Below are 4,533 nucleotides of genomic sequence, written 5' to 3'. Positions count from 1 at the left end.
GGACAGCCTTCAGGGCGGGCCCACCCGCCTCGCCCACCCGCTCCGCCCAGCAGTCACCCTCTGAGACACCATTCAAGGACACACCACAGGGGTGACACGAGCGCAGGAGCCGCAAGAAAAATGTCCCGTCTCACAGAGTTCAGATTCAAGGCCGCCACCGCATTCCAGCGCCGCATCGGCAACCCCGTCACGCGCCGCCTCCCCTTCCAGACCCTCCTGGAGACCACGGGCCGCACCTCGGGCCTCCCCCGCGTCACCCCACTCGGCGGGCGCCGCGTCGGCAACGAGTTCTGGCTGGTCTCGGAGTTCGGCGAGAAGTCGCAGTACGTACGGAACATCAAGGCGAACCCGAGGGTACGGGTGCGGGTCGGCGGGCGCTGGCACACGGGCACGGCTCACCTCCTCCCGGACGACGATCCGGTGGCCCGGCTGCGGACACTGCCGCGCGTCAACAGCACGGGCGTACGCACCCTGGGGACGAATCTGCTGACGGTACGGGTCGATCTGGACGGCTGAACCTACGCCCGCCCACAGTCCGCCCACAGCAGCTTCCCGCCCTTCGACGCCCCCAACTCCCGCAGCACGGACACTCCCCACGAGTCCGCGCATGCCCGTACGAGGTGCAGCCCGCGCCCGCTTTCGGCGTCGTCCGGCGGTACGGCGACGGGGGCGCCCGCATCGCGGAAGCCGGGCGGGACCCGGGGGTCGGTGTCCCACACGGCGACGCGGAGCCCGTCGGGTTCGTTGGAGAGGAGACGCAGCATGTACGGGCCCGTGGTGTGAAGGTGGGCGTTGGTGAGCAGTTCGGAGGCGAGGAGTTCCGCCGTGGGGGTGAGATGGGCGAGGTCATGGGCGGCCAGAACGGTACGCAGGGTGGCGCGCGCGATACCGGGTGCGTGCGGATCGTGCGGGAGCTGGAGGGAGTAGGCCCAGGACGGCGATACGGTGGCCATCGGAAGTCTCCGATCACGGAGGGGAGTTGGATGGTGTTGCCCAGTGACCGTGGCCGCTCCGTCGAGCGGGGTGCTTCTGGGCGGTGGGGCGCCTGAGATGAAGGTAGAGGATCCGCAAAGGTGCTTTGCTGAATTCCGAAGGATCTCGGCGCTTTATCCCTCATGTGGGTGACAAATCCTCGCGATGGCCGCGAAAAGGAGACGACATGACGACCAGGCCCGCTCCAACGGCCCGACGTGTCCGGCTCGCGACGGAGCTGCGCAAACTCCGCGAGCGGGCGGGGATGACCTCGACGGAGGCAGCGCAATTGCTGGGCACCAGTTCCGGTCAACTCAGCAATGTGGAGTCCGCCCGGTTCGGCGTGAGCCCCGACCGCGTCCATGCGATGGCCCACCTCTACTCCTGCGTGAACCAGCCCTACGTCGACGCCCTCGCCGCCATGGCCGGCGAGAGGACACGCGGCTGGTGGTGGGAGGCGTACCGCGAGGTGCTGCCCTCGGGGTTGCTCTCGCTCGCCGAACTGGAGCACCACTCAATGGCCCTGCGCACCGCCTTCACCTCGCACATCCCCGGAATGCTCCAGACCGCCGATCACGCCCGCGAGATCTTCCGTCACGTGCTCCCGGCCCCCACTCCGCCCGAGGTCGAACACCGGGTCTCGTACCGTGTGAAACGGCAGGACGTCGTGTACCGGGCCGACCCGAATCCGTACAGCACCGTCATCCACGAAGCCGCCCTGCACATGCGGGTCGGCGGCCGTGACGTGGCACGTGCACAGCTCAGGCATCTGCTCGACATGAGCGAACGGGACCACATCACCCTCCGGGTGCTGCCGTTCGACGTCGGCGCGTTCCCCGGGTCAGGCCAGTCCATCAACTACCTGTGCGGACCGGTACCCCAGCTGGACACCGTCCAACTCGACCAGTTCCACGGCCCCATGCTGCTGGACGCCGAGGCCCACCTGGAGAAGTACCGACGCCTCCTGGACACTGTCGAGGCCGCCGCGCTCGCCCCGGAGAAGTCCCGGGATCTGATCCTTGCCATCGCCCAGAACCTGTAGCCGTAGAGGAGCCCTCATGTCCCAGCACGTCTGGACGAAGTCGTCCCACTGCCAGGAAGGCGAAGCCTGCGTCCACATATCCGCCCCCACCAGAGAAACGGTCCTGCTCGCCGACTCGGCAACACCGGACCCCTCGTCCGTCATCACGGCCGGCCGCAGCGCCTTCAGCAGCCTCATCCGCATGCTCAGGGCGGGCGAATGAGCCTGACCTGTTCGGATGCCCGGCGGGGATCAACTCCCCAGGCGTCGTAGGGCAACTGTGTACGCGGTCGGGCCGGTGAGTGCCCCTTTCGCGCCGTCGCTCATGTTCAGGACCTCGAAGCCGGCGTCCTCCGCGTAGCGTTCCAGCTCGCGGGGGAACAGGACGCGTCTGCGGATCTCGTCCCGCGCCTCCTCTCCTGAGGGCAGCACCCAGTGCCGGTGCATGGTGTTGATCTGAGTCCGCAAGTCCCACGTGTGTCGGACACTGACGGTGGCGGGGCCTCTCGGGGTGTCCACCGTGGCGGTGATCGGCTCGGTCCGGGTGATCGGGGCGACGGGGGAACACAGAACGAGTAGCGCTTCTGGGCGGGCGTGTGCCGCGAAGGTGGCGAAGACCTGGCTGATCGCCTCGTTGTCGTGCACGTAGGCGAGGCTGTTGCCCATGCAGGTCACCACGTCCATGCGCGCGCCGAGTCGTGCTGTGCGCATGTCGCCGGTGCGGATGTCCAGCCCCGGCCGGGCCTTTCGGGCGTAGTCGACCATGCCGGGCTGGAGGTCCACGCCGACGCATTCGAAGCGCTTGGCCAGGATCTCCAGGTCCCGCCCGGTACCGCATCCGAAGTCGACCAGGGTCCGGGCGTCCGGCCTGTGCGACTCGATCAGGATCTGGCACATGCGGGCGCCGGTGCTGTCGGACTGGACCACGTCGCAGAGTGCCGGATCGCGGTACAGGAGGTTTGTGGCTTCCACGTGCTCGGCTTCCGTGTCGGGGCTGGTCACATGAGACTCGCAGACGAGTACACAGCCACGAAGGGGGTGTTCAGCGGATGACCGACAACGCTGCGATCGACGCCGGACTACGGCGGTTCGGCGTTGAAGGGCGGTCGGCTTCCGAGGCCGCGCGGTGGGCGATCGGGGAGTTGGGGAGGACGGCGGACACCGAGAGTGGCTTCCCCGTCTTTCAGCTCATGTTCCGCTTCTTCAGCGTCTTCCATGTGTCTGTCCAGGCCCTCCGCGAACTGGAATGCTGGGAGGGCCTGGGCATCGGCGGACCGCTCACGGACGCTGAACTGGACGCGGTCATCGGCCCGCTCAGAGTCCGGGAGACGCCGCTGTCCTGATCCCTTCACGGTGAGGTGCGGTGCTGTGCAGCGCATTCCGCTCAGCGGACTGCGCCCGGCTCCCCGTCCAACGGCTGCATGCGCGGGTCGAACAGGGACTTCCTGGCTGGGCCCTCGGGCCCGTTGTCCAGTACGCATTCCCCGCTGATGGGCTCCGAGAAGAAGCAGCCCGACTTCGGGTTGCCCCACCGGCCGGTGTAGTTCAGCCAGGACCACTCGCCCGTGTAGCTGCCGACCGGCTGCCAGGCGAACACCTTGAGTGCCTGCCGGGTGTCCCAGAGCGTGCCCGCGCCGGTGTCGTCGTTCAGGCTGTCGCCGTTGGGGAGGTTCCGGTAGGTGTGGCGTCGCGCGTCGGGGTACATGGCGTGGGACCCCTGTGCCGCGTAGACCACCGGCTGGTCGCCGGCCAGGGCGACCTCGGCGCTGCCGTACCGGAAGGTCTGTCCGCCGTCGTGCTGGCCCATCGAGATCTTGGACGGTACGTCGTCCACGAAACGGACAGTCACGTGCTCCCAGTCGCCGACATGATTGCCGAACGTGGAGTAGCCCCCGACGCAGCCCCAGCGGGAGAACCATCCGACGCAGACCCGCTTGCCGTTGTTGTACGGGAAAAACGTCCAGTAGTTGACGTCGGTGACGTTGGTCGGGCTGCCGTTGTCGGTGCGGTGGACGACCTCGGCGTAGGCCGGCACCGCGCTCTGGCCGGGTCGCTGTCCGGTCAGGAACGGCGGATTGGTGCAGGAGTCGCAGCCCAGCGACTGGTTGGTCACGAGGAACTGCTGGTTGGGGTTGCCGCCGTCCGCGTGGGTCTCAACGTGGGTGTTGGCCAGGAACGGCTCGACAGCGGCCGGGAAATAGGACTCGTCCTGCTGGAGCCAGATCCGGGGCGCGTAGCGGCGCGCCATCGCCTCGTCCGTCGAGGAGACCGACGAGGCTGAGGTAGAGGTGGTGGAGCCAATTGCCTCTGCCGCCGCAGCGGGTTGAGGAGATATCACAGCCAACATCGCGACTGTGGAGACCGTCGCGAACAGACCGGCCCCCCAACGCCGCACGGAAACGGAAACGGACGCGGAATCGGAATCGGAAGCCGACCGGTCTCTCGGTGAAGCCATCAGTGTCCCCTCGGGAGCAGTACTGTACTGGCGGGCATGCGCATGCCAATAGTGATGGGTCAGGGGCATGCGCGCCACGGTTTCA

At 67.7% G+C, this 4,533-nt stretch carries 7 protein-coding genes; 4 read left to right on the top strand and 3 right to left on the bottom strand.

Translation table 11 applies throughout. The features are described from left to right. Positions 1 to 120 precede the first annotated feature (120 nt). Positions 121 to 516 carry a nitroreductase/quinone reductase family protein gene (locus AOK08_RS29785; protein ID WP_055531805.1) on the top strand — a complete coding sequence of 132 codons (396 nt, stop codon included), beginning with the start codon at positions 121 to 123 and terminating at the stop codon, positions 514 to 516. A 2-nt stretch (positions 517 to 518) separates the two neighbouring features. On the opposite strand, the gene AOK08_RS29780 is transcribed toward AOK08_RS29785, so the two are convergent. After that, on the bottom strand, positions 519 to 953 hold the full coding sequence (locus AOK08_RS29780; protein WP_055531803.1) for an ATP-binding protein: 435 nt from the start codon (positions 951 to 953) through the stop codon (positions 519 to 521). 206 nt (positions 954 to 1,159) lie between these two features. Here AOK08_RS29780 and AOK08_RS29775 point away from each other — a divergent pair, with 206 nt between their 5' ends. Together AOK08_RS29775 and AOK08_RS29770 are read left to right on the top strand one after the other, a co-directional pair. After that, a complete protein-coding gene (locus AOK08_RS29775; RefSeq protein WP_055531801.1) occupies positions 1,160 to 2,014 on the top strand; it encodes a helix-turn-helix domain-containing protein in 855 nt (284 codons plus the stop codon). Positions 2,015 to 2,030: 16 nt separating this feature from the next. Then, the gene (locus tag AOK08_RS29770) at positions 2,031 to 2,216 is read left to right on the top strand and encodes a DUF397 domain-containing protein (RefSeq protein WP_055531799.1); all 186 of its coding nucleotides are present in this window, start codon (positions 2,031 to 2,033) and stop codon (positions 2,214 to 2,216) included. A gap of 29 nt (positions 2,217 to 2,245) precedes the next feature. Here AOK08_RS29770 and AOK08_RS29765 read toward each other — a convergent pair whose 3' ends face one another. Beyond that, positions 2,246 to 2,965: a methyltransferase domain-containing protein gene (locus AOK08_RS29765; RefSeq protein WP_055531807.1), complete on the bottom strand. Its 720-nt coding sequence runs from the start codon at positions 2,963 to 2,965 to the stop codon at positions 2,246 to 2,248. A gap of 77 nt (positions 2,966 to 3,042) precedes the next feature. Here AOK08_RS29765 and AOK08_RS29760 point away from each other — a divergent pair, with 77 nt between their 5' ends. Further along, positions 3,043 to 3,336, top strand: a complete 294-nt coding sequence (locus AOK08_RS29760) for a hypothetical protein (RefSeq protein ID WP_055531797.1) — start codon at positions 3,043 to 3,045, stop codon at positions 3,334 to 3,336. Between the two features lie 41 nt (positions 3,337 to 3,377). Here AOK08_RS29760 and AOK08_RS29755 read toward each other — a convergent pair whose 3' ends face one another. Continuing rightward, positions 3,378 to 4,241: a Vps62-related protein gene (locus AOK08_RS29755; protein ID WP_055531795.1), complete on the bottom strand. Its 864-nt coding sequence runs from the start codon at positions 4,239 to 4,241 to the stop codon at positions 3,378 to 3,380. Between the last annotated feature and the right edge of the window lie 292 nt (positions 4,242 to 4,533).

Source organism: Streptomyces graminilatus (assembly GCF_001418565.1).
GTDB classification, from domain to species: Bacteria; Actinomycetota; Actinomycetes; order Streptomycetales; family Streptomycetaceae; genus Streptomyces; species Streptomyces graminilatus.
This window is presented reverse-complemented; position numbering and strand designations above follow the sequence as displayed.

Coding starts and splice junctions, on each gene's coding strand:
- AOK08_RS29785 (WP_055531805.1), top strand. CDS start 121: ATGTCCCGTCTCACAGAGTTCAGATTCAAGGCCGCCACCGCATTCCAG.
- AOK08_RS29780 (WP_055531803.1), bottom strand. CDS start 953: ATGGCCACCGTATCGCCGTCCTGGGCCTACTCCCTCCAGCTCCCGCAC.
- AOK08_RS29775 (WP_055531801.1), top strand. CDS start 1,160: ATGACGACCAGGCCCGCTCCAACGGCCCGACGTGTCCGGCTCGCGACG.
- AOK08_RS29770 (WP_055531799.1), top strand. CDS start 2,031: ATGTCCCAGCACGTCTGGACGAAGTCGTCCCACTGCCAGGAAGGCGAA.
- AOK08_RS29760 (WP_055531797.1), top strand. CDS start 3,043: ATGACCGACAACGCTGCGATCGACGCCGGACTACGGCGGTTCGGCGTT.
- AOK08_RS29755 (WP_055531795.1), bottom strand. CDS start 4,241: ATGGCGCGCCGCTACGCGCCCCGGATCTGGCTCCAGCAGGACGAGTCC.